The following is an 18,609-nucleotide window of genomic DNA, read 5'->3' as shown; positions in this document are numbered from 1 at the left end:
GGAGCGGGCTCGTCCCGCGATGGGCTGCAAAGCAGCCCTATGTGGTCTTGTCGAGCTTCTTCAGAAACACCGTCATCTCTTTCTCAGCCTGCTTGTCGCCATGCGCCTGCGCCGCCTCCAGGCCCTGCTCCCAGGCCAGCCGCGCCGCCGCCACATCGCCCTGCTGCTGATGGGCCTTGCCCAACAGCTTCCACGCCGCCGAATACTTCGGGTCGAATGCCACGCAACGGCGCAAATGCGCCGCCGCCTGCGCGGCGTCGCCCTCGTCCAGCCAGGCCTTGCCCAGGCCAAAGCGCAACAGGGCGTTATCCACACCCTTGGCCAGCATCTTCTCCAGCGATTCGCGCATCACCCCGCCTCCCTCAGAAGAAGCTCAAGCCAACATGGAACAGCTTCTCGACGTCACGAATATGCTTTTTATCCACAACGAACAAGATCACATGGTCGCCCGCCTCGATCACCGTGTCGTCGTGCGCAATCAACACATCCTCGTCGCGAATGATCGCGCCAATCGTGGTGCCCGGCGGCAAGGCGATGTCCTCGATGGCCCGGCCCACCACCTTGCTCGACTTCGCATCGCCATGCGCCACCGCCTCGATCGCCTCCGCCGCGCCGCGCCGCAGCGAATGCACGCTGACAATGTCGCCACGCCGCACGTGCGCCAGCAAGGTACCGATGGTCGCCAACTGCGGGCTGATGGCGATGTCGATCTCGCCGCCCTGCACCAGGTCGACATACGCCGGGTTGTTGATGATAGTCATCACCTTACGTGCACCCAGGCGCTTGGCCAGCAACGAGGACATGATGTTGGCCTCGTCGTCGTTGGTCAGCGCCAGGAAGATGTCCGCTTCGGCAATGTTCTCTTCCAGCATCAGGTCGCGGTCCGAGGCGCTGCCCTGCAGCACCACGGTGCTGTCGAGGGTGTCGGACAGATGCCGGCAGCGCGCCGGGTTCATCTCGATGATCTTCACTTGATAACGGCTTTCGATGGCCTCGGCCAGGCGCTCGCCAATTTGCCCGCCGCCGGCAATCACCACCCGCTTGTTGGTTTCATCGAGCCGGCGCAGTTCACCCATCACTGCACGGATGTCGGCCTTGGCGGCAATGAAGAACACCTCGTCGTCGGCCTCGATCACCGTGTCGCCCTGCGGCAGGATCGGTCGGTCACGACGGAAGATCGCCGCCACGCGGGTGTCGACGTTCGGCATGTGCTCGCGGATCTGGCGCAGCTGCTGGCCTACCAGTGGCCCGCCGTAATAGGCCTTTACCGCCACCAACTGGGCCTTGCCCTCGGCAAAGTCGATGACCTGTAGCGCACCGGGATGCTCGATCAGCCGCTTGATGTAGTTGGTCACCACCTGTTCGGGGCTGATCAGCACGTCGACCGGGATCGCCTCGTTGTCGAACAGTCCGGCGCGGGTCAGGTAGGCCGCTTCGCGCACGCGGGCGATCTTGGTCGGGGTGTGGAACAGCGTGTAGGCAACCTGGCAGGCAACCATGTTGGTCTCGTCGCTGTTGGTCACCGCCACGAGCATGTCGGCATCGTCGGCGCCGGCCTGGCGCAGCACGGTCGGGAACGAGCCACGGCCCTGGACGGTGCGGATGTCCAGGCGGTCGCCGAGGTCGCGCAGACGGTCGCCATCGGTATCGACCACGGTGATATCGTTGGCTTCGCTGGCCAGGTGCTCGGCCAGCGTACCGCCGACCTGCCCTGCGCCCAGGATGATGATCTTCATCCGCTGTCCCCTTTCCTTATTATTAGCCGCGTGCGGCGGCGATCTTGATCAGCTTGGCGTAATAGAAGCCATCGTGCCCGCCTTCCTGCGCCAGCAGCTGGCGGCCATGCGGCTGGCGGATGCCGGCGGCAGTGGCCAGGTCCAGCTCACGGGCGCCTGGGGTGCGGGCGAGGAACGCCTCGATCACTTCGGTGTTTTCGGTCGGCAGGGTCGAACAGGTGGCGTACAGCAGCATGCCGCCCACCTCCAGGGTCGGCCACAGGGCGTCGAGCAGCTCGCCTTGCAGGCTGGCCAGCGCGGTAATGTCGTCGGCCTGGCGGGTCAGCTTGATGTCCGGGTGACGGCGGATCACGCCGGTGGCCGAGCACGGCGCGTCGAGCAGGATCCGCTGGAAGCCCTTGCCGTCCCACCAACTGGCGGTGTCGCGGGCGTCGCAAGCGATCAGCTCGGCGTCGAGGCCAAGGCGGTCGAGGTTCTCGCGCACGCGGGTCAGGCGCTTGGCTTCCAGGTCGATGGCCACCACTGCGGCCAACCCGGCTTCGGCTTCGAGCAGGTGGCAGGTCTTGCCGCCCGGTGCGCAGCAGGCATCGAGGACGCGCTGGCCGGGGGCCAGTTCGAGCAGGTCGGCGGCCAGTTGCGCGGCCTCGTCCTGCACGCTGATCCAGCCTGCATCGAAGCCCGGCAGGCTGCGCACGTCGCAGGCCTCGGCGAGTACGATACCGTCGCGGCTGAACGCGCACGGCTGGGCCGCGATGCCGGCCGCGGCCAGCCGTTGCAGGTAGGCCTCGCGGCTGTGATGGCGGCGGTTGACCCGCAGGATCATCGGTGGGTGCGCGTTGTTCGCTGCACAGATGGCTTCCCACTGCTCCGGCCAGAACGCCTTGAGCGCTTTCTGCAACCAGCGCGGGTGCGCGGTACGCACGACTGGGTCGCGTTCCAGCTCGGCGAAGATCGCCTCGCTCTCGCGTTGGGCGCGGCGCAGCACGGCGTTGAGCAGGCCCTTGGCCCAGGGCTTCTTCAGCTTGTCGGCGCAACCGACCGTTTCGCCGATGGCGGCGTGGGCCGGGATGCGTGTGTAGAGCAACTGGTACAGGCCCACCAGCATCAACGCTTCGACGTCGGCATCGGCGGCCTTGAACGGCTTTTGCAGCAGGCGCTCGGCCAGCGCCGACAGGCGTGGCTGCCAGCGCGCGGTGCCAAAGGCCAGGTCCTGGGTGAGGCCGCGGTCGCGGGTCTCGACCTTGTCCAGTTGCGCCGGCAGCGAGCTGTTCAGCGAGGCTTTGCCACTGAGCACAGCGCTCAGCGCACGGGCAGCGGCCAGACGCGGGTTCATTGGCCAAGCACCGTGCCGCTGGCGAATTTCTCGCGGCGGCTGTTGAACAGATCGCTGAAGTTCAGCGCCTTGCCGCCGGGCAGTTGCAGGCGGGTCAGGCACAGCGCCTGGTCGCCGCAGGCAACGATCAGGCCGTCCTTGCTGGCCGAGAGGATCTCGCCCGGTGCACCCTGGCCTTCTGTGAGGCAGGCGGCCAGTACTTTCAGCGTTTCGCCGTGCAGCGTGCTGTGGCAGATCGGCCACGGGTTGAAGGCGCGGATCAGGCGCTCCAGCTCCACCGCCGGGCGCGACCAGTCGAGGCGCGCCTCATCCTTGTTCAGTTTGTGCGCATAGGTGGCCAGGGTATCGTCCTGCACCTCACCGTGCAGGGTGCCGGCGGCCAGGCCGGCAATGGCTTCGAGTACTGCTGGCGGGCCCATCTCGGCCAGCCGGTCGTGCAGGCTGCCACCGGTGTCGCTGGCGCTGATCGGGGCCGTGACCTTGAGCAGCATCGGCCCGGTGTCGAGGCCCGCTTCCATGCGCATCACGGTCACGCCGCTGTCGCTGTCGCCGGCTTGCACGGCGCGCTGGATCGGCGCCGCGCCGCGCCAGCGCGGCAGCAGCGAGGCATGGCTGTTGATGCAGCCCAGGCGCGGAATATCCAGCACCACCTGCGGCAGGATCAGGCCGTACGCCACCACCACCATCAGGTCCGGCTTGAGTGCGGCCAGCTCGGCTTGCGCCTCGGCGTTGCGCAGGGTCGGCGGTTGCAACACCGGGATGCCGTTATCCAGCGCCAGTTGCTTGACCGGGCTGGGCATCAGCTTTTGTCCACGCCCGGCCGGACGATCCGGCTGGGTATAGACCGCGACGATTTCATAAGGGCTGGCCAGCAGGGCCTTGAGGTGTTCGGCGGCAAACTCGGGGGTGCCCGCGAAGACGATGCGCATGGAGTTCTCGCTTAAATAGAAAAAGGCTTGCCGGGGCAAGCCTTTCTGGATGAGGGGATCACGCTTGCTGGCGGTGCTGCTTTTCCAGCTTTTTCTTGATGCGGTCGCGCTTGAGCGTGGACAGGTAATCGACAAACAACTTGCCGTTGAGGTGGTCGCATTCGTGCTGGATGCACACGGCCAGCAGGCCTTCGGCGATCAGCTCGTAGGGCTTGCCGTCGCGATCCAGCGCCTTGACCTTGACCCGTACCGGGCGGTCGACGTTCTCGTAGAAGCCGGGTACCGACAGGCAGCCTTCCTGGTACTGGTCCATGTCCTCGGTGAGGGGCTCCAGCTCGGGGTTGATGAAGACCCGTGGTTCGCTGCGGTCTTCGCTCAGGTCCATGACCACGACGCGCTTGTGCACGTTGACCTGCGTTGCCGCCAGGCCGATACCTGGGGCCTCGTACATGGTTTCAAACATGTCATCGACCAAACTGCGGATAGCGTCGTCCACTTCCGTCACCGGTTTGGCGAGGGTGCGCAGGCGCGGGTCCGGGAATTCGAGGATGTTCAAAATAGCCATAAGCGTATGAGCTGCACTGTGCGATGAGTAACAAACATGAATGCACATAATAAAGGGATTCGGCGCATTCGGCACCTGCCAAAAGGTTGGCTAGGGTTTGAAGGATAGCCGACGACCGCGATTCATGGACAGGTTGTCAAAGTCTTATCAACAGAGTTATCCACAGGTTGTTACGCCTGGGTAACGCATTTGCGCTCAAGGATGATCCCATGACCACGCCCCCTTCCCCGACCTGCTCGCCGGCCGAACTGGAAGCGCGCTTGCGCCTGCACTGTTTGCCCGACGTCGGCCCACGGCGTTTTCGTACGCTGCTGCACGCCTTTGGTAGCGCCTCGGCGGCGCTCAGTGCGCCGGCGCCGGCCTGGCACGCGCTGGGCCTGCCCGAGGCCAGCAGCGCGGCCCGCCGCAGCCCCGACGTGCGCGCTTGCGCCAGCGCTGCGATGGCCTGGCTAGAGCGGCCGGGCCAGCATTTACTGATGTGGGACGAGGCCGCCTACCCGGCCTTGCTCGCGGAACTTGAGGGGGCGCCGCCGCTGCTGTTCGTGGCAGGCGAGCCGAGCATTCTGGAGCGCCCGCAGCTGGCGATTGTCGGCAGCCGGCGTGCCTCGCGCCCGGCGCTGGACACCGCCGCGGCGTTTTCGCGAGCGCTCGCCCAGGCCGGTTTCGTCATCACCAGCGGGCTGGCGTTGGGCGTCGATGGGGCGGCGCATCAGGCGGCGCTGGACGCTGGCGGGCAGACGGTCGGCGTGCTTGGCACCGGCCTGGAAAATTTTTATCCACAGCGGCATCAGGCGCTGGCCAAGGCCATGGCGGCAAGCGGCAGCGCGGTGGTCTCGGAGTTTCCGCTGAACGCCGGGCCGCAGGCGGCCAACTTCCCGCGGCGCAACCGCATCATCAGCGGCTTGTCGCTGGGCGTGCTGGTGGTGGAGGCGAGCCTGGCCAGCGGCTCGCTGATCACCGCACGGCTGGCGGCGGAACAGGGGCGCGAGGTGTATGCGATTCCCGGCTCGATTCACCATCCGGGGGCCAAGGGCTGTCATCAACTGATCCGCGACGGTGCGCTGCTGGTAGAGCACGTCGGGCAGATCCTCGAAAGCCTGCGCGGCTGGCAGCACCTGGCGTCTGCGCCTGAGCCTGTGCCACAGCATCCGTTGCTGGCGCTGTTGCAGGCGGCGCCGCAGACCAGCGAAGGCCTGGCACGGTCTAGCGGGCAGCCGCTGGCGCGGGTGCTGGCCAGCTTGACCGAGCTGGAACTGGCGGGGCGGGTCAGCAATGAAGCCGGACGTTGGTTTGCCCGGCCGGGCTAAGTACACTGCTCATCAGCCTTAATACGCGGAGTGACAGCAAAATGGTGAACAGTTGGCGTGTGCAACAAGCCGCACGCGAAATTCGGGCAGGTGCGGTGATTGCCTATCCGACCGAGGCGGTCTGGGGCCTGGGCTGTGACCCGTGGAATGAAGAGGCGGTGGATCGGCTGTTGGCGATCAAGTCGCGCTCTGTGGATAAAGGGCTGATCCTGGTGGCCGACAACATCCGCCAGTTCGATTTCCTTTTCGAGGATTTCCCGCAAACCTGGATGGACCGCATGGCCAGCACCTGGCCGGGGCCGAATACCTGGCTGGTGCCGCACCAGAACCTGTTGCCGGAGTGGGTGACCGGGGTGCATGACACGGTGGCGCTGCGGGTCAGCGATCATCCGGTGGTGCGCGATCTGTGCGCGCTGGTCGGGCCGTTGATTTCGACCTCGGCCAACCCGCAAGGGCGGCCGGCGGCGAAGACCCGGTTGCGCGTGGAGCAGTATTTCCGCGGGCAGCTTGATCTGGTGCTGGGCGGGGCGCTGGGGGGGAGGAAGAACCCTAGCGTGATCCGTGACCTGGCCACGGGTGAGGTTGTCAGGGCGGGCTGAAGGCCCTGCGGGCCTTATCGCGGGACGAGCCCGCTCCCACAACGGCACCGTGATTTCCTGTGGGAGCGGGCTCCGCGATGAATTCCCTACCTATCTCACGGTAGCAGCACCGTAGACCCCACCGTCCGCCGCGCCGACAGCTCGGTCTGCGCCCGGGCCGCTTCGCTCAGTGGATACGTCTGCTGGATATCCACCACCAGCTTGCCACTGGCGATCATCGCAAACAGTTCATCGGCCATCGCCTGGGTGTTCTGCGCGTTGTTCGCGTAGCTGGCCAGCGTCGGCCGGGTGACATACAGCGAGCCCTTCTGCGCCAGCACGCCGAGGTTCACCCCGGTCACCGGCCCCGACGCATTGCCGAAGCTCACCATCAGGCCGCGCGGTGCCAGACAGTCCAGCGAGGTCAGCCAGGTGTCCTGACCCACGCCGTCATACACCACCGGGCACTTCTTGCCGTCGGTCAGCTCCAGCACCCGCTGCGCCACATCCTCATGGCTGTAGTCGATGGTTTCCCACGCGCCCAGCGCCTTGGCCCGCGCCGCCTTCTGCGGCGAACTCACCGTGCCGATCAGCTTGGCCCCCAGTGCCCTGGCCCACTGACAGGCCAGCGAGCCAACGCCCCCGGCCGCGGCATGGAACAGAATGATTTCGCCCGGCTGCACAGCGTAGGTCTGGCGCAGCAGGTACTGCACGGTCAGGCCCTTGAGCATCACTGCCGCCGCCTGTTCGAAGCTGATGCGCTCGGGCAGCTTCACCAGGTTCGCCGCCGGCAGCACGTGCAGTTCGCTGTAGGCACCCAGCGGCCCGCCGGCATAGGCAACGCGGTCGCCAACCTGCAGATGGCTGACGCCCTCGCCCACCGCGTCGACTTCCCCGGCGCCTTCGGTGCCGATCCCGGACGGTAGCGCCGGCGGTATGTATACGCCGCTACGGAAGTAGGTATCGATGAAGTTCAGGCCGATGGCCCGATTGCGCACGCGTACCTGCTGCGGGCCTGGGGCGACGGGCTCGACGTCGACCAGCTGGAGCACCTCGGGGCCGCCTAGCTGGCTGAACTGGATACGCTTGGCCATTTGCACTTTCCTCTCTCGATTGCGCGAAGGCCCTTATCGGACGCCTTTGCTTGATCGCCGTCAACTGCGGGCGCCCTGCCCCCGGTGGTATGCTACGCGCCGAATTTGTCGCCGGCCCGCGCCTGGTCCGGCCTTAGCCCGTTTCAAGGTGACCTGATGACTAGCCGCACCGAAGCCGTTAAAGCGTACCTGCTCGACCTGCAAGACCGGATTTGTGCCGCGCTCGAAAGCGAAGACGGCGGCGCCCGTTTCGTCGAGGATGCCTGGGCCCGTGAAGCGGGTGGCGGTGGGCGTACGCGGGTGATCGGCGACGGCAAGATCATCGAGAAAGGCGGGGTGAACTTCTCCCACGTCTTCGGCAGCGGCCTGCCACCGTCGGCCAGTGCCCACCGCCCGGAGCTGGCCGGACGTGGCTTCGAGGCCCTTGGCGTGTCGCTGGTGATTCACCCGCACAACCCGCACGTGCCGACGTCCCACGCCAACGTGCGCTTCTTCATCGCCGAGAAGGAAGGCGAAGAAGCGGTCTGGTGGTTTGGCGGCGGCTTCGACCTCACCCCGTACTATGCCAACGAAGAAGACTGTATCCATTGGCACCGTGTGGCCGAGCAGGCCTGCGCGCCGTTCGGTGCCGACGTGTACCCGAAATACAAGGCCTGGTGCGACCGCTACTTCCACCTCAAGCACCGTGGCGAGCCGCGCGGCATTGGCGGCTTGTTCTTCGACGACCTGAACGAGTGGGACTTCGACACCTGCTTCGCCTTCATCCGCGCCATTGGCGATGCCTACATCGCGGCCTACCTGCCAATCGTCCAGCGGCGCAAGGCCACGGCCTATACCCCTGAGCAGCGCGAGTTCCAGGAATACCGGCGCGGTCGCTACGTCGAATTCAACCTGGTGTACGACCGTGGCACGCTGTTCGGCCTGCAGTCGGGCGGGCGCACCGAGTCGATCCTCATGTCGCTGCCGCCGCAGGTGCGTTGGGGTTACGATTGGAAGGCCGCACCTGGCAGCGAAGAGGCCCGCCTGACCGATTACTTCCTGCAGGACCGCGACTGGCTGGGCCTGGAAAAAGCCGGCCACTGATCTCCCCTTGTGGATAACTTGCCTTCAGGAAGTGCGTGAAATGGACCAGTACGTTGTATTCGGCAACCCGATCGGCCACAGCAAGTCGCCGCTGATCCATCGGCTGTTCGCCGCCCAGACCGGCCAGCAGCTGGAGTACGACACCCTGCTGGCACCGCTGGACGATTTCACCCCCTGTGCCCTGGGCTTCTTCAAGCAGGGCCTGGGCGCCAACGTCACCGTGCCGTTCAAGGAAGAGGCATTCCGCCTGGTCGACAGCCTGACCCCTCGCGCCCAGCGCGCGGGTGCGGTAAACACCCTGAGCAAGCTGGCCGATGGCCGCTTGCAGGGCGACAACACCGACGGCGCCGGGCTGGTGCGCGACCTGATGGTCAACGCCGGGGTGAGCCTGGCCGGCAAGCGCATTTTGCTGCTGGGTGCCGGTGGTGCGGTGCGTGGGGTGCTGGAGCCGATGCTGGCGCAGCGGCCGCTGTCGCTGGTGATCGCCAACCGCACGGTGGAAAAGGCCGAGCAACTGGCACGCGAATTCGCCGATCTGGGACCGGTGGCCGCCAGTGGCTTCGGCTGGCTGCAAGAGCCGGTGGACCTGATCGTCAATGCCACCTCGGCGAGCCTGGCCGGCGAGTTGCCACCGATTGCGCCGAGCCTGATCCAGCCGGATGTGACGGTGTGCTACGACATGATGTACGGCAAGGCGCCGACGCCGTTCTGCCAGTGGGCCACCGAGCATGGCGCGGCCAAGGTGCTGGATGGGCTGGGTATGCTCGCGGAGCAGGCGGCGGAAGCGTTCTTCATCTGGCGCGGGGTCCGGCCGGACACCGGGCCGGTGCTGGATGAGTTACGCCGGCAGTTGGCGCGGAGCTGAGGTCGAGGGCCTCATCGCGGGACGAGCACGCTCCCACCAGAGCACCGCAACCCACTGTGGGGGCGGGCTTGGCAGACGACGACGGTGGCGGCTTGTATAGTCGGGGCAACTGGTTTGAGAGGGCGTGACGGTGCAAAGGATCAAGGGCTATCACGCCCACGTTTATTACGATGCATCGAGCATGGCGCAGGCGCGGGCCTTGTGCGAGGAGGCGGCGGCGCTGTTTCCGGTGAGCATGGGGCGCATGCACCAGAAGCCGGTCGGGCCACACCCGGACTGGAGCTGCCAGCTGGCATTCGGGCCGGAGGTGGTCGGGGTGGTGTTGCCGTGGTTGGCGTTGTATCGCAAGGGCCTGGTGGTGTTTCTGCACCCGTTGACCGGGGATGAACTGGCGGATCACCGCGACTACGCCATCTGGATGGGGGCAGTGCGGCCGCTGGACCTGTCGATTTTCAGTTGAGTGGTGGTGGCTTCATCGCCGGCAAGGCCGGCGATGAACTCAGCGCGCTATCACGCCTTGCGCGCCCCACGCACGCCCTGCGCCAGCGCCGAGCACAGCTCCAGCACGTCGCCCACGGCCTGCTCGGCGTTTGCTGCCTGGGCGATCTTGTCGACCAGTGCCGAACCCACCACCACGCCCTCGGCCAGTCGCGCAATCGCCGCCGCCTGCTCCGGGGTACGGATACCGAAGCCAACGCTCACCGGCAGATCGGTATGCCGCCGCAGGCGCGCCAGCGCTTCGCTGACATGTTCGGTGGTCGCCGAACCGGCACCGGTCACCCCGGCCACCGAGACGTAGTAGACAAACCCCGAGCTGCGCTCCAGCACCCGCGGCAGACGCATGTCGTCGGTGGTCGGCGTGGTCAGGCGAATGAAGTCGATGCCCGCGGCCTGCGCCGGGCTGGCCAGCTCGGCATCGTGCTCCGGCGGCAGGTCGACGATGATCAAGCCATCGACACCGGCCTCCTTGGCCTCGGCCACGAAGGCCTCCACGCCAAAGCGGTGGATCGGGTTGTAGTAACCCATCAGTACGATCGGCGTGGTCTGGTTATCCAGCCGGAACTCGCGGACCATCTGCAGGGTTTTCGCCAGGGTCTGCCCGGCCTCCAGCGCTCGCAGGGTGGCCAGCTGAATCGCTACGCCATCGGCCATCGGGTCGGTGAACGGCATGCCCAGCTCGATCACGTCGGCACCGGCCGCCGGCAAGCCCTTGAGGATCGCCAGCGAGGCGTCGTAGCCGGGGTCGCCGGCAGTAACGAAGGTAACCAGCGCCGCGCGGCCTTCGGCCTTCAGCGCGGCGAAACGGTGTTCAAGACGGCTCATGCCTGCTTCTCCTGCGCGGCCATATGGCTCATTACGGTTTGCATGTCTTTGTCGCCACGCCCGGACAGGCACACCACCATCAGGTGATCCTTGGGCAGGGTCGGTGCACGCTTGATGGCTTCGGCCAAGGCGTGGGAGGTTTCCAGCGCCGGGATGATGCCTTCCAGGCGGCAGGTGCGGTGGAACGCTGCCAGCGCTTCGTCGTCGGTGATGCTCACGTACTCGACGCGCTCGATCTCATGCAACCAGGCGTGTTCCGGGCCGATGCCGGGGTAGTCCAGGCCGGCGGAAATCGAGTGGGCGTCGGTGATCTGGCCGTCATTGTCCTGCAGCAGGTAGGTGCGGTTGCCGTGCAGCACGCCCGGTACACCGCCGTTGAGGCTGGCGGCGTGCTTGTCGGTGTCGACGCCATGGCCACCGGCTTCGACGCCGATGATCTGCACGCTGCGGTCGTCGAGGAAGTCATGGAACAGGCCCATGGCGTTGGAGCCGCCGCCCACACAGGCGATCAGGCTGTCGGGCAGGCGCCCTTCCTTCTCTTGCAGCTGGGCGCGGGTTTCCTTGCCGATGATCGACTGGAAGTCGCGAACCATCGCTGGGTACGGGTGTGGGCCGGCCACGGTACCGATCAGGTAGAAGGTGTCATCGACGTTGGTCACCCAGTCGCGCAGCGCTTCGTTCATGGCGTCTTTCAGGGTGCCGGTGCCGGCCGTCACCGGCACGATCTCGGCGCCCAGCAGCTTCATGCGGAACACGTTGGCCTGCTGGCGCTCGATGTCGGTGGCGCCCATGTAGATCACGCAAGGCAGACCGAAGCGCGCGGCCACGGTGGCCGTGGCCACGCCGTGCATGCCGGCGCCGGTTTCGGCGATCAGGCGTTTCTTGCCCATGCGCTTGGCCAGCAACACCTGGCCGATGCAGTTGTTCACCTTGTGCGCGCCGGTGTGGTTGAGTTCTTCACGCTTGAAGAAGATCTTCGCACCGCCGCAGTGTTCGGTGAGGCGCTCGGCGAAGTACAGCGGGTTCGGCCGGCCGATGTAGTCGCGCTGGAAGTAGGCCAGCTGCTCGAGGAATTCCGGGTCGGCCTTGGCCGCATCGTATTCGCGGGCCAGGTCGAGCACCAGCGGCATCAGGGTTTCTGCCACGTAGCGGCCGCCAAATGCGCCAAACAGGCCGTTGGCGTCGGGGCCGCTGCGAAGGTTGGTCTGGGTCATGGGTCGCTCCAGGGCGTGGTATGGGCTGACGATGGGTCTACTCTAACCACGACACGCCCGGCTGAAAACCGATAAGATCGCCACAACCTGTCAGGAAAACTCACACGTCATATGTCCAGGGAACTGCCCCCGCTCAATGCCCTGCGGGCCTTCGAGGCCACCGCCCGGCTCAACAGTGTCAGCCAGGCCGCCGAACAGCTGCACGTTACCCACGGTGCAGTCAGCCGGCAGTTGAAGGTGCTCGAAGAGCATCTTGGGGTGGCGCTGTTCGTCAAGGATGGGCGTGGCCTGAAACTCACAGATGCCGGGCAACGCCTGCGCGATGTCAGCAGCGATGCCTTCGAGCGCCTGCGCAACGTCTGCGCCGAGCTGAGCCAGGACAGCGCCGATGCGCCGTTCGTGCTGGGCTGTTCCGGCAGCCTGTTGGCGCGCTGGTTCATTCCCCGGCTGGGACGCTTGCAGGCCGACCTGCCGGAGCTACGCCTGCACCTGTCGGCCGGCGAAGGCGACCTCGACCCGCGCCGGCCGGGGCTGGATGCGTTGCTGGTGTTCGCCGAACCGCCGTGGCCGGCAGACATGCAGGTGCATGTGCTGGCGCAGGAGCGCATCGGCCCGGTACTCAGCCCGCACTTTGCCGGCTTCGAGCGTTTGCAGGGCGCTCCGGCCAGGGCCCTGGCCGAGGAGGCGCTGCTGCAGACCACCTCGCGGCCGCAAGCCTGGCCGGACTGGGCCCGGCAACAAGGCATCGCCGCCCAGGCGCTGAAATACGGGCAAAATTTCGAGCATTTGTATTATTTGCTGGAAGCGGCGGTCGCCGGCCTAGGGGTGGCGATTGCTCCGCAACCGCTGGTGGCCGACGATCTGCGCGCCGGGCGCCTGGCGGCGCCGTGGGGCTTCTGCCCGACCGAGGCGGCGCTGGCGCTATGGGTGCCGCGCCGCGCCGCCGACGGGCGCGCCGCCCAGCTGGCGCAATGGCTGCGCGCCGAGCTGGCACGGCAGGCCGATTAGTCGCCGCGTTTGCACAGCAGGTAGGCGGCCAGCAGGCCCAGCGCGCCAACGGCAACCCCGGCGGTGGTCCAGGGGTGCTCCTGGGCATAGTCGCGGGTGGCGATGCCGGTCTGGCGGGTCTTGGTTTTCACTTCCTCATAGGCGTCGCTGAGCAGGTGACGGGAATGGCGCAAGGCATTCTCGGCGTTGCCCTTGAGCACTTTGAGGGTCTTGCGCGACTCGTCCGAGGCATCGTCCTTCAGGCTTTCCAGCGATTTGAGCAGGCTTTCGATTTCCGCTTCCATACTCTGCAGCGAGGCTTTGCGTAGCGAGCTATTGGCCATGGTGACGCTCCTTCAGGGTGAGTAGGTGTCTAGGTTCCGACTGCACGGCGGCGCGAAAGTGCGGGTGGATCGAACTTTTCTGCGGCATTTACCCACACAGGTAAACCTACCAGGCGCTGCTAGGCTCAATGCGAACCTTCAAGGAGAACCGCCATGACCGATCACCACACCTACAAGAAAATCGAACTCGTCGGCTCGTCGCCGACCAGCATTGAGGAGGCGATCAACAATGCGCTGGCCGAGGCCGGCAAAAGCATCAAGCACCTGGAATGGTTTGAAGTAGTCGACACCCGCGGCCACATCAAGGACAACAAGGCGGCGCATTTTCAGGTCACCCTGAAAGTGGGCTTCCGCATTGCCAATAGCTGATGGGCCGGTCTTTTTTATCTCCACAAGGAAAGCGATCGATGAAGACGTTGGTAGTAGCGGCAGGTTTGATGGTGCTGGCCGGGACGGCGCTGGCGGCGGGCAAACCGTGTGAAGCACTGAAAAGCGAGATTGCCGCCAAGCTCGATGCCAAGGGCGTGAAGGGCTACACCCTGGAAATCGTCAACAAGGGCGACCCGGCGGGCAAGGTGGTGGGTACCTGTGAGGGTGGCACCAAAGAGATTGTCTATCGCCGCGGTTAAGGTGGTGAACCTATCGCCGGACGAGCCCGCTCCCACAGTGGTTCGGTGTGGGAGCGGGCTCGTCCCGCGATGAGGCCCTCAACGGCCCAGCACCGCCTCAGCCAGCAACTGGTACGAGCGCACGCGATCCGCATGCTCATACAGATCACAGGTAAAGATCAGCTCATCCGCCCCGGTCTGCTCCAGCAACACTTCTACCTTGGCCTTGACCTTCTGCGGGCTGCCGATCATCGCCAGGCCGAGGAAGCTGGCCACCGCCTCGCGCTCATGCGGCAGCCATAGCCCGTCCATCGTCGCCACCGGCGCTTGCTGCATCAGGCTCTGCCCGCGCATCAACGCCAGAATCCGCTGATACACCGAAGTGGCCAGGTAATCGGCACGCTCGTCGCTGTCGGCCACGACCATCGGCACGCCGAGCATCACGTACGGTTTGTCGAGCACCGCCGAGGGCTGGAAGTGATCGCGGTAGATGCGGATCGCCTCGTGCAGGTAGCGCGGCGCAAAGTGCGAGGCGAATGCATACGGCAAGCCACGCATCCCGGCCAGTTGGGCGCTGAACAGGCTCGACCCGAGCAGCCAGATCGGCACCTCGGTGCCATGCCCCGGTACGGCGATCACTTTTTGCTCAGGGGTACGCGGTGCTAGGTAGCGCACCAGTTCCTCGACGTCGTCGGGGAAGTCGTCGGCGCTGCCCGAACGCTCGCGGCGCAGCGCACGGGCGGTCAGCTGGTCGGCGCCCGGTGCCCGGCCCAGGCCCAGGTCGATGCGGTCCGGATAGAGGCTGGCCAGGGTGCCGAACTGCTCGGCGATCACCAGCGGTGCATGGTTGGGCAACATCACTCCGCCGGCGCCGACACGGAGGGTCGAGGTGCCGCCGGCCAGGTAGCCGAGCAGCACCGCCGTCGCCGAACTGGCGATGCCGTCCATGTTGTGGTGTTCGGCCACCCAGAAACGGTTGTAGCCGAACTTTTCGACGTGCCGGGCCAGGTCCAGGGAATTGCGCAGGGCTTGCGCCGGGCCTTGATCCTGGCGCACCGGCACCAGGTCGAGGGTGGAAATCTTGAGGTCCGCGAGGCGCTTCATCGGTGTGTGCATCTCCTGAGCAATCGGTTGGCTGCCTGGGCAGCCTTTCCTTCTCTGTATGGGCACTTCGCGGCGATTCAATGCCGCGCCTCGCAATCGGCTTGAACTTGCCGCACGGGGCCGCCTCTGAATGCTAGGTAACGGCGCGAACCCCGCGCCTGCCGTCACAAGGAGCAGTCCCCGATGATCCGTATCGCAATCGCCCTGCTGGCTTCGACGCTGGTCGCTGGCGCGCTGGCCGCGCCAAAACCCTGCGAAGCGCTCAAGGCAGAGATCGAAGCGAAGATCCAGGCCAAGGGCGTCACGTCGTACACCCTGGAAATCGTCCCGAACGCCGAGGTCCACGACCAGAACATGGTGGTGGGCAGCTGCGACGGCGGCACCAGGAAAATCATCTACCAGAAGAACGACCGCTAAGCCTTACGGCACGCAGTACACGTTGTGGTCTTCTTCGGCCACCACCTGGCGCTGTGCGTTGTACAGGTAGGCCGACGGCAGCATGGCCGGCGCGCGCGCTTCGAGGCGATAGCGCTGGCCGGCTTCGAAGCCGTCGTAGCGGATTTTCAGGTAGCAGGTGCGTTCGGTGGGATCGACCGAGAAACCGCCGGAATACACTTCGAAGTCGAAGCGCACGGTCAGTTCGTGCTTGCCCGGCGTGACCTGGAAGTAACGCCCGTCGTTCAGCCGCTCGCCGTCGAGGCGGTCGGCCATCAGCACTTTGCCGGGGGTGACGGTGTACAGGTCGATCCAGGCCTGTTTGCTATCCACTGGCGGCAGCGGGCTGGCGCAAGCCCCCAGTGCACTGAAAGCGATCAGCATCGCGGGCTGGCGCATGGCAATCTCCACGGGTGGGCGACAAAGCTCAAGCATAGCGCCATTCGTGGGCTCAGGTGCGCTGGCAGCCTGCCGGTAAGCCGGTACCGACCAGCTTGCGCTGCTCGTCGTAGAGTTTGGCCCACGGCCGGAAGCCGATGCTGCCGGCTTCCAGTTGGTAGCGCTGGCCGGCGAGGGCCAGAACGGTGCTGGCAACGAGCAGGGTTCGCATGGCAAAACTCCGGGCGGGCAGGATAGTCTTGAGGCCAATGAGCACTGCGGCCAGACGAGACCACCGACGCATGATTCGATTTGTTCTTTTGCTGCGCTCATGTCCTGGGGCACTCGACCGCGTTTTTCTGCGTTTGGTTCCCCTGCTGCTGCTCGGCCTGCTGAACGGTTGCAGCAGCGTGGGCTACTACAGCCAGCTGGCCGGCGGCCAATGGCAACTGTTGCGGGCGCGTACGCCGGTGGCCGAGGTGGTGGCCGACCCCTCGCGCGCCGCCAGCCTGCGCCAGCATCTGGCTCGCTCGCAGCAGGCGCGGGAGTTTGCCAGCAGGCAGTTGAAGCTGCCGGACAACCGCAGCTACCGGGTGTACGCCGACATCGGCCGGCCGTTCGTGGTGTGGAACGTGTTCGCCACGGCGGAGTTTTCCCTCGATGCACAGACCCACTGCTTCCCGATTGCCGGCTGCGTGGCCTACCGCGGCTATTACCGCCAGGGCGCCGCACGCGGGGCGGCGGCGCTGCAGAGGCTGGCAGGGATGGACGTGTATGTCGGCGGCGTCGAGGCCTATTCGACCCTGGGCTGGTTCGACGACCCGATCCTCAACACCATGCTTGGCTGGGGCGACGAACGCCTGGCCACGCTGATTTTCCACGAGCTGGCGCACCAGCAGCTGTATGTGAAGGACGACAGCGAGTTCAACGAGTCGTTTGCCACCTTTGTCGAGCAGGAAGGCACCCGCCAATGGCGTGCCGCGCGTGGGCTGGCGCCGTTGCCGGCGGGCGCCGAGCGGCAGCGCGACCAGTTCGTTGCGCTGGTGTTGGCCAGCCGCGCCCGGCTCAAGGCCTTGTATGCCCAGGCGCTGGCGCCCGATGCCATGCGCGCCGGCAAGCAGGCCGAGTTCGAGCGCCTGCGCCAGGAGTATCGGCAGGTGCGCGATAGCCAATGGGCCGGCGACAAGCGTTTCGATGCCTGGATCAACGCGCCGCTGAACAACGCCAAGCTGCTGCCGTTCGGCCTCTACGATCAGTGGGTGCCGGCATTTGCCGCGTTGTTCAGGCAGGCGCAGGGGGACTGGAATACTTTCTACCGACGTGCTCGTACGCTAGGCGAGTTACCTCTGGCCGCGCGGCGCGACGCGCTGGCCAGGTTGGCCGCGCCCGCGGGTCGGGGATGAACAGAGCGCCCGCTTCGAGACACTGCTGGCGCTTCACTGAGGACGCAGGAACGCCTGGTGCAGTTCGCTGACGCTGGCCACGTGATAGGCCGGCGCCTGGGCCGTGAGCTCCTCGAAACTGCCGAAACCGTAACCGACCGCCACCGCTTGCAGGCCGTTGCTGTGCGCGCCGATCAGGTCGTGCTTGCGGTCGCCGATCATCAGCGTTTGCGCCGGGTCGAGGCGTTCTTCGTCGAGCAGGTGGCGGATCAGTTCGACCTTGTTGGTGCGGGTGCCGTCCAGCTCGCTGCCGTAGATCACCTTGAAGTGCTTGGCAAAATCGAAGTGCCGGGCAATCTCGCGAGCGTAGATCCACGGCTTGGCCGTGGCGATGTACAGCGTGCGGCCCTGCCCTTGCAGGTCGCCGAGCAGCGCGCCGATGCCGTCGAACACCAGGTTCTCGTACAGGCCGCTGACCTTGAAGCGCTCGCGGTAGAAATTCAGCGCGTCCCAGGCCTTGGCTTCGTCGAAGCCATAGAACTGCTGGAACGCCTGCAGCAGCGGCGGGCCGATGAAGTGTTCGAGCTTGGTCAGGTCCGGCTCGTCGATACCGAGCTTGGCCAGGGCGTACTGGATCGAACGGGTGATGCCCTCGCGCGGGTCGGTGAGCGTGCCGTCGAGGTCGAAAAGAATGTTCTGCTGGTGCATGGCGGTCTCGCAAAGGGCTGTGGATAACATCACGCGGGCTGGTCGTAGCCTTCGGCCAGGTGCTGGTCCTTGAGTTTTACGTAGTTGCTGGCGCTGTAGGGGAAGAACGCGCGCTCCTTGTCGGTGAGCGGCCGGGCCTGTTTCACCGGGCTGCCGACGTAGAGAAAGCCGCTTTCCAGGCGTTTGCCCGGCGGCACCAGGCTGCCGGCGCCGATGATCACTTCGTCTTCGACGATGGCGCCGTCCATGATCGTGCTGCCCATGCCGACCAGAATCCGGTTGCCCAGGGTGCAGCCGTGGAGCATGACCTTATGGCCGATGGTCACGTCGTCGCCGATCAGCAGCGGGAAGCCGTCCGGGTTGAACGGGCCGGCGTGGGTGATGTGCAGCACGCTGGCGTCCTGCACGCTGGTGCGCGCGCCGATGCGGATGCGGTGCATGTCGCCGCGAATCACCGTGAACGGCCACACCGAGCTGTCTTCGCCGAGCTCGACATCGCCCAGCACCACCGCGCTGCGGTCGACGAATGCCCGCGCGCCGAGGCGCGGCGTATGGTTCTGGAAGGTGCGAATGGCCATGAATAGCATCTCTCTCTAAGGCTGATAGCTGCGGTCGGCGTCGATTGTAATTAAGATG

General features: G+C 65.9%; 23 protein-coding genes and 1 pseudogene. 10 read left to right on the top strand and 14 right to left on the bottom strand.

Translation table 11 applies throughout. The annotated features are described in order from the left end of the window. Positions 1 to 37 precede the first annotated feature (37 nt). The 5 genes from DCO48_RS16705 to def are packed head-to-tail and all read right to left on the bottom strand — an operon-like array spanning position 38 to position 4,563. On the bottom strand, positions 38 to 352 hold the full coding sequence (locus tag DCO48_RS16705) for a tetratricopeptide repeat protein (RefSeq protein WP_165840787.1): 315 nt from the start codon (positions 350 to 352) through the stop codon (positions 38 to 40). Between the two features lie 10 nt (positions 353 to 362). Further along, complete coding sequence (trkA, locus tag DCO48_RS16700; protein WP_116551718.1) at positions 363 to 1,736, bottom strand: Trk system potassium transporter TrkA; 1,374 nt, start codon at positions 1,734 to 1,736, stop codon at positions 363 to 365. 22 nt (positions 1,737 to 1,758) lie between these two features. Continuing rightward, positions 1,759 to 3,069 carry a 16S rRNA (cytosine(967)-C(5))-methyltransferase RsmB gene (rsmB, locus tag DCO48_RS16695; RefSeq protein WP_116551717.1) on the bottom strand — a complete coding sequence of 437 codons (1,311 nt, stop codon included), beginning with the start codon at positions 3,067 to 3,069 and terminating at the stop codon, positions 1,759 to 1,761. Beyond that, positions 3,066 to 3,998, bottom strand: coding sequence for a methionyl-tRNA formyltransferase (gene fmt, locus DCO48_RS16690; RefSeq protein WP_116551716.1), 933 nt, complete (start codon positions 3,996 to 3,998; stop codon positions 3,066 to 3,068). Before fmt ends, rsmB begins: the two co-directional genes overlap by 4 nt. 58 nt (positions 3,999 to 4,056) lie before the next feature. Then, complete coding sequence (gene def / locus DCO48_RS16685) at positions 4,057 to 4,563, bottom strand: peptide deformylase (RefSeq protein WP_116551715.1); 507 nt, start codon at positions 4,561 to 4,563, stop codon at positions 4,057 to 4,059. A 209-nt stretch (positions 4,564 to 4,772) separates the two neighbouring features. On the opposite strand from def, the gene dprA reads away from it, so the two are divergent. Further along, positions 4,773 to 5,870: a DNA-processing protein DprA gene (gene dprA, locus DCO48_RS16680; protein ID WP_116551714.1), complete on the top strand. Its 1,098-nt coding sequence runs from the start codon at positions 4,773 to 4,775 to the stop codon at positions 5,868 to 5,870. 41 nt (positions 5,871 to 5,911) lie between these two features. Next, complete coding sequence (locus DCO48_RS16675) at positions 5,912 to 6,469, top strand: L-threonylcarbamoyladenylate synthase (RefSeq protein ID WP_116551713.1); 558 nt, start codon at positions 5,912 to 5,914, stop codon at positions 6,467 to 6,469. A 95-nt stretch (positions 6,470 to 6,564) separates the two neighbouring features. Here the strand turns inward: DCO48_RS16675 and DCO48_RS16670 are convergent, their stop codons facing one another. Beyond that, complete coding sequence (locus DCO48_RS16670) at positions 6,565 to 7,542, bottom strand: NADPH:quinone reductase (protein ID WP_116551712.1); 978 nt, start codon at positions 7,540 to 7,542, stop codon at positions 6,565 to 6,567. 156 nt (positions 7,543 to 7,698) lie between these two features. Between DCO48_RS16670 and hemF the strand changes: the two genes are divergently transcribed. The 3 genes from hemF to DCO48_RS16655 all read left to right on the top strand — a co-directional run bounded on the left by hemF (position 7,699) and on the right by DCO48_RS16655 (position 9,950). Beyond that, complete coding sequence (hemF, locus tag DCO48_RS16665) at positions 7,699 to 8,625, top strand: oxygen-dependent coproporphyrinogen oxidase (protein WP_116551711.1); 927 nt, start codon at positions 7,699 to 7,701, stop codon at positions 8,623 to 8,625. Between the two features lie 40 nt (positions 8,626 to 8,665). Beyond that, positions 8,666 to 9,490 carry a shikimate dehydrogenase gene (gene aroE, locus DCO48_RS16660; protein ID WP_116551710.1) on the top strand — a complete coding sequence of 275 codons (825 nt, stop codon included), beginning with the start codon at positions 8,666 to 8,668 and terminating at the stop codon, positions 9,488 to 9,490. 130 nt (positions 9,491 to 9,620) lie between these two features. Then, positions 9,621 to 9,950, top strand: coding sequence for a DOPA 4,5-dioxygenase family protein (locus DCO48_RS16655; protein WP_116551724.1), 330 nt, complete (start codon positions 9,621 to 9,623; stop codon positions 9,948 to 9,950). A gap of 50 nt (positions 9,951 to 10,000) precedes the next feature. Here the strand turns inward: DCO48_RS16655 and trpA are convergent, their stop codons facing one another. Further along, positions 10,001 to 10,813, bottom strand: coding sequence for a tryptophan synthase subunit alpha (gene trpA, locus DCO48_RS16650; protein ID WP_116551709.1), 813 nt, complete (start codon positions 10,811 to 10,813; stop codon positions 10,001 to 10,003). Further along, the gene (gene trpB / locus DCO48_RS16645; protein WP_116551708.1) at positions 10,810 to 12,027 is read right to left on the bottom strand and encodes a tryptophan synthase subunit beta; all 1,218 of its coding nucleotides are present in this window, start codon (positions 12,025 to 12,027) and stop codon (positions 10,810 to 10,812) included. Before trpB ends, trpA begins: the two co-directional genes overlap by 4 nt. 111 nt (positions 12,028 to 12,138) lie before the next feature. Between trpB and DCO48_RS16640 the strand changes: the two genes are divergently transcribed. Further along, the gene (locus DCO48_RS16640; protein WP_116551707.1) at positions 12,139 to 13,035 is read left to right on the top strand and encodes a LysR family transcriptional regulator; all 897 of its coding nucleotides are present in this window, start codon (positions 12,139 to 12,141) and stop codon (positions 13,033 to 13,035) included. Here the strand turns inward: DCO48_RS16640 and DCO48_RS16635 are convergent. Then, complete coding sequence (locus tag DCO48_RS16635) at positions 13,032 to 13,358, bottom strand: YqjD family protein (protein WP_116551706.1); 327 nt, start codon at positions 13,356 to 13,358, stop codon at positions 13,032 to 13,034. The genes DCO48_RS16640 and DCO48_RS16635 overlap by 4 nt on opposite strands. Positions 13,359 to 13,511: 153 nt before the next feature. Between DCO48_RS16635 and DCO48_RS16630 the strand changes: the two genes are divergently transcribed. Then, positions 13,512 to 13,727, top strand: a complete 216-nt coding sequence (locus DCO48_RS16630) for a dodecin (RefSeq protein ID WP_116551705.1) — start codon at positions 13,512 to 13,514, stop codon at positions 13,725 to 13,727. Positions 13,728 to 13,765: 38 nt separating this feature from the next. After that, entirely contained in the window at positions 13,766 to 13,987 is a 222-nt protein-coding gene (locus DCO48_RS16625; RefSeq protein WP_116551704.1) for a DUF1161 domain-containing protein, read from the top strand. A gap of 78 nt (positions 13,988 to 14,065) precedes the next feature. Here DCO48_RS16625 and DCO48_RS16620 read toward each other — a convergent pair whose 3' ends face one another. After that, positions 14,066 to 15,070, bottom strand: a complete 1,005-nt coding sequence (locus DCO48_RS16620; protein ID WP_116551703.1) for an LLM class flavin-dependent oxidoreductase — start codon at positions 15,068 to 15,070, stop codon at positions 14,066 to 14,068. Positions 15,071 to 15,253: 183 nt separating this feature from the next. Between DCO48_RS16620 and DCO48_RS16615 the strand changes: the two genes are divergently transcribed. Continuing rightward, positions 15,254 to 15,487 carry a DUF1161 domain-containing protein gene (locus DCO48_RS16615; RefSeq protein WP_116551702.1) on the top strand — a complete coding sequence of 78 codons (234 nt, stop codon included), beginning with the start codon at positions 15,254 to 15,256 and terminating at the stop codon, positions 15,485 to 15,487. Between the two features lie 3 nt (positions 15,488 to 15,490). Here DCO48_RS16615 and DCO48_RS16610 read toward each other — a convergent pair whose 3' ends face one another. Together DCO48_RS16610 and DCO48_RS22750 are read right to left on the bottom strand one after the other, a co-directional pair. Beyond that, on the bottom strand, positions 15,491 to 15,904 hold the full coding sequence (locus DCO48_RS16610; protein ID WP_116551701.1) for a hypothetical protein: 414 nt from the start codon (positions 15,902 to 15,904) through the stop codon (positions 15,491 to 15,493). Between the two features lie 52 nt (positions 15,905 to 15,956). Beyond that, positions 15,957 to 16,076: pseudogene (locus DCO48_RS22750) on the bottom strand (hypothetical protein); the annotation flags it as partial. A 109-nt stretch (positions 16,077 to 16,185) separates the two neighbouring features. Between DCO48_RS22750 and DCO48_RS16605 the strand changes: the two are divergent. Continuing rightward, entirely contained in the window at positions 16,186 to 17,286 is a 1,101-nt protein-coding gene (locus DCO48_RS16605) for an aminopeptidase (RefSeq protein ID WP_165840786.1), read from the top strand. A gap of 33 nt (positions 17,287 to 17,319) precedes the next feature. Here DCO48_RS16605 and DCO48_RS16600 read toward each other — a convergent pair whose 3' ends face one another. Both DCO48_RS16600 and DCO48_RS16595 read right to left on the bottom strand, forming a co-directional pair. Continuing rightward, a complete protein-coding gene (locus DCO48_RS16600) occupies positions 17,320 to 17,973 on the bottom strand; it encodes an HAD family hydrolase (protein WP_116551700.1) in 654 nt (217 codons plus the stop codon). A 29-nt stretch (positions 17,974 to 18,002) separates the two neighbouring features. After that, complete coding sequence (locus DCO48_RS16595) at positions 18,003 to 18,551, bottom strand: gamma carbonic anhydrase family protein (protein WP_116551722.1); 549 nt, start codon at positions 18,549 to 18,551, stop codon at positions 18,003 to 18,005. Between the last annotated feature and the right edge of the window lie 58 nt (positions 18,552 to 18,609).

Origin of the sequence: Pseudomonas sp. SDI, from assembly GCF_003105155.1 — a bacterium.
In the GTDB taxonomy this organism is placed as follows: Bacteria; Pseudomonadota; Gammaproteobacteria; order Pseudomonadales; family Pseudomonadaceae; genus Aquipseudomonas.
The sequence above is the reverse complement of the archived record's forward strand: the minus strand, read 5'-3'. Positions and strand labels throughout refer to the sequence as shown.

What these genes read in the sequence shown, in the direction of transcription:
- trkA (WP_116551718.1), bottom strand. Translation starts at nt 1,736, where the DNA reads ATGAAGATCATCATCCTGGGCGCAGGGCAGGTCGGCGGTACGCTGGCC.
- rsmB (WP_116551717.1), bottom strand. Translation starts at nt 3,069, where the DNA reads ATGAACCCGCGTCTGGCCGCTGCCCGTGCGCTGAGCGCTGTGCTCAGT.
- fmt (WP_116551716.1), bottom strand. Translation starts at nt 3,998, where the DNA reads ATGCGCATCGTCTTCGCGGGCACCCCCGAGTTTGCCGCCGAACACCTC.
- def (WP_116551715.1), bottom strand. Translation starts at nt 4,563, where the DNA reads ATGGCTATTTTGAACATCCTCGAATTCCCGGACCCGCGCCTGCGCACC.
- dprA (WP_116551714.1), top strand. Translation starts at nt 4,773, where the DNA reads ATGACCACGCCCCCTTCCCCGACCTGCTCGCCGGCCGAACTGGAAGCG.
- DCO48_RS16675 (WP_116551713.1), top strand. Translation starts at nt 5,912, where the DNA reads ATGGTGAACAGTTGGCGTGTGCAACAAGCCGCACGCGAAATTCGGGCA.
- DCO48_RS16670 (WP_116551712.1), bottom strand. Translation starts at nt 7,542, where the DNA reads ATGGCCAAGCGTATCCAGTTCAGCCAGCTAGGCGGCCCCGAGGTGCTC.
- hemF (WP_116551711.1), top strand. Translation starts at nt 7,699, where the DNA reads ATGACTAGCCGCACCGAAGCCGTTAAAGCGTACCTGCTCGACCTGCAA.
- aroE (WP_116551710.1), top strand. Translation starts at nt 8,666, where the DNA reads ATGGACCAGTACGTTGTATTCGGCAACCCGATCGGCCACAGCAAGTCG.
- trpA (WP_116551709.1), bottom strand. Translation starts at nt 10,813, where the DNA reads ATGAGCCGTCTTGAACACCGTTTCGCCGCGCTGAAGGCCGAAGGCCGC.
- trpB (WP_116551708.1), bottom strand. Translation starts at nt 12,027, where the DNA reads ATGACCCAGACCAACCTTCGCAGCGGCCCCGACGCCAACGGCCTGTTT.
- DCO48_RS16640 (WP_116551707.1), top strand. Translation starts at nt 12,139, where the DNA reads ATGTCCAGGGAACTGCCCCCGCTCAATGCCCTGCGGGCCTTCGAGGCC.
- DCO48_RS16635 (WP_116551706.1), bottom strand. Translation starts at nt 13,358, where the DNA reads ATGGCCAATAGCTCGCTACGCAAAGCCTCGCTGCAGAGTATGGAAGCG.
- DCO48_RS16630 (WP_116551705.1), top strand. Translation starts at nt 13,512, where the DNA reads ATGACCGATCACCACACCTACAAGAAAATCGAACTCGTCGGCTCGTCG.
- DCO48_RS16625 (WP_116551704.1), top strand. Translation starts at nt 13,766, where the DNA reads ATGAAGACGTTGGTAGTAGCGGCAGGTTTGATGGTGCTGGCCGGGACG.
- DCO48_RS16620 (WP_116551703.1), bottom strand. Translation starts at nt 15,070, where the DNA reads ATGAAGCGCCTCGCGGACCTCAAGATTTCCACCCTCGACCTGGTGCCG.
- DCO48_RS16615 (WP_116551702.1), top strand. Translation starts at nt 15,254, where the DNA reads ATGATCCGTATCGCAATCGCCCTGCTGGCTTCGACGCTGGTCGCTGGC.
- DCO48_RS16610 (WP_116551701.1), bottom strand. Translation starts at nt 15,904, where the DNA reads ATGCGCCAGCCCGCGATGCTGATCGCTTTCAGTGCACTGGGGGCTTGC.
- DCO48_RS16605 (WP_165840786.1), top strand. Translation starts at nt 16,186, where the DNA reads ATGATTCGATTTGTTCTTTTGCTGCGCTCATGTCCTGGGGCACTCGAC.
- DCO48_RS16600 (WP_116551700.1), bottom strand. Translation starts at nt 17,973, where the DNA reads ATGCACCAGCAGAACATTCTTTTCGACCTCGACGGCACGCTCACCGAC.
- DCO48_RS16595 (WP_116551722.1), bottom strand. Translation starts at nt 18,551, where the DNA reads ATGGCCATTCGCACCTTCCAGAACCATACGCCGCGCCTCGGCGCGCGG.